The organism is Flagellimonas flava (assembly GCF_050617915.1).
GTDB classification, from domain to species: domain Bacteria; phylum Bacteroidota; class Bacteroidia; order Flavobacteriales; family Flavobacteriaceae; genus Flagellimonas; species Flagellimonas flava_A.
On record NZ_JBODQE010000079.1, the window covers coordinates 1 to 263 of the forward strand.

The window sequence follows — 263 nt, forward strand, 5'->3', positions numbered from 1 at the left end:
CTATATGATAATTTTACAAATAAGCGTAAGGCCGAAAAGTTATTTGATCAAGGTGATAAAGCTTTAGAACAAAAGGATTATAAAGTAATACGACACGTAGTTTATGGACTCTCAGCTCTGGTACACGAGAATGATAGGCATCAGCGCAAAGACTTTAATGACAATAGCAAAACAGGACTAAACTAATAAGATCTGTACTTCTTTTTGTAATATTTAGCGTATAAAGCATCTATATTTATAGAAATTAACTCAATGTCTTTGGG

At 31.9% G+C, this 263-nt stretch carries 1 protein-coding gene; it reads left to right on the forward strand.

Annotated elements, in window-relative coordinates; all coding sequences use genetic code 11:
• A partial coding sequence (locus ACRHOZ_RS21045; protein ID WP_431130258.1) for a hypothetical protein occupies positions 1-186 on the forward strand: 186 nt, incomplete at its 5' end.
• Positions 187-263 lie beyond the last annotated feature (77 nt).